Genomic DNA, 1,387 nt, shown 5'->3' on the forward strand with positions numbered 1-1,387 from the left:
GAGACAGCCTGGCCATCATTACGCCATTCGTGCAGGTCGGAACTTACCCGACAAGGAATTTCGCTACCTTAGGACCGTTATAGTTACGGCCGCCGTTTACCGGGGCTTCGATCAAGAGCTTCTCCTTACGGATAACCCCATCAATTAACCTTCCGGCACCGGGCAGGCGTCACACCGTATACGTCCACTTTCGTGTTTGCACAGTGCTGTGTTTTTAATAAACAGTTGCAGCCAGCTGGTATCTTCGACTGGCCTCGGCTCCGGGAGCAAGTCCCCTCACCTACGCGCCAGCGTGCCTTCTCCCGAAGTTACGGCACCATTTTGCCTAGTTCCTTCACCCGAGTTCTCTCAAGCGCCTTGGTATTCTCTACCTGACCACCTGTGTCGGTTTGGGGTACGATTTCGTGTTACCTGGAGCTTAGAGGCTTTTCCTGGAAGCAGGGCATCAGTTACTTCAGCTCCGTAGAGCCTCGTCGTCACGCCTCAGTGTTAAAGAAGACCGGATTTGCCTGGTCTTCACACCTGCACGCTTAAACCGGGACAACCGTCGCCCGGATAACCTAGCCTTCTCCGTCCCCCCTTCGCAGTAACACCAAGTGCAGGAATATTAACCTGCTTCCCATCGACTACGCTTTTCAGCCTCGCCTTAGGGGTCGACTCACCCTGCCCCGATTAACGTTGGACAGGAACCCTTGGTCTTCCGGCGAGCGGGCTTTTCACCCGCTTTATCGTTACTTATGTCAGCATTCGCACTTCTGATACCTCCAGCAGCCCTCACAGGCCACCTTCTGCGGCTTACAGAACGCTCCCCTACCCAACAACGCATTCGCGTCGCTGCCGCAGCTTCGGTGCATGGTTTAGCCCCGTTACATCTTCCGCGCAGGCCGACTCGACCAGTGAGCTATTACGCTTTCTTTAAATGATGGCTGCTTCTAAGCCAACATCCTGGCTGTCTGTGCCTTCCCACATCGTTTCCCACTTAACCATGACTTTGGGACCTTAGCTGGCGGTCTGGGTTGTTTCCCTCTTCACGACGGACGTTAGCACCCGCCGTGTGTCTCCCGTGATAACATTCTCCGGTATTCGCAGTTTGCATCGGGTTGGTAAGCCGGGATGGCCCCCTAGCCGAAACAGTGCTCTACCCCCGGAGATGAGTTCACGAGGCGCTACCTAAATAGCTTTCGGGGAGAACCAGCTATCTCCCGGTTTGATTGGCCTTTCACCCCCAGCCACAGGTCATCCGCTAATTTTTCAACATTAGTCGGTTCGGTCCTCCAGTTAGTGTTACCCAACCTTCAACCTGCCCATGGCTAGATCACCGGGTTTCGGGTCTATACCCTGCAACTTAACGCCCAGTTAAGACTCGGTTTCCCTGCGGCTCCCCTAT

1 rRNA gene is annotated in these 1,387 nt (G+C 54.7%); it reads right to left on the reverse strand.

What is annotated here, in order from left to right:
• Positions 1-1,387, reverse strand: a 23S ribosomal RNA gene (locus LU196_RS20275); the annotation flags it as partial.

Source organism: Pantoea sp. Mb-10 (assembly GCF_021272205.1).
GTDB lineage: Bacteria > Pseudomonadota > Gammaproteobacteria > Enterobacterales > Enterobacteriaceae > Pantoea.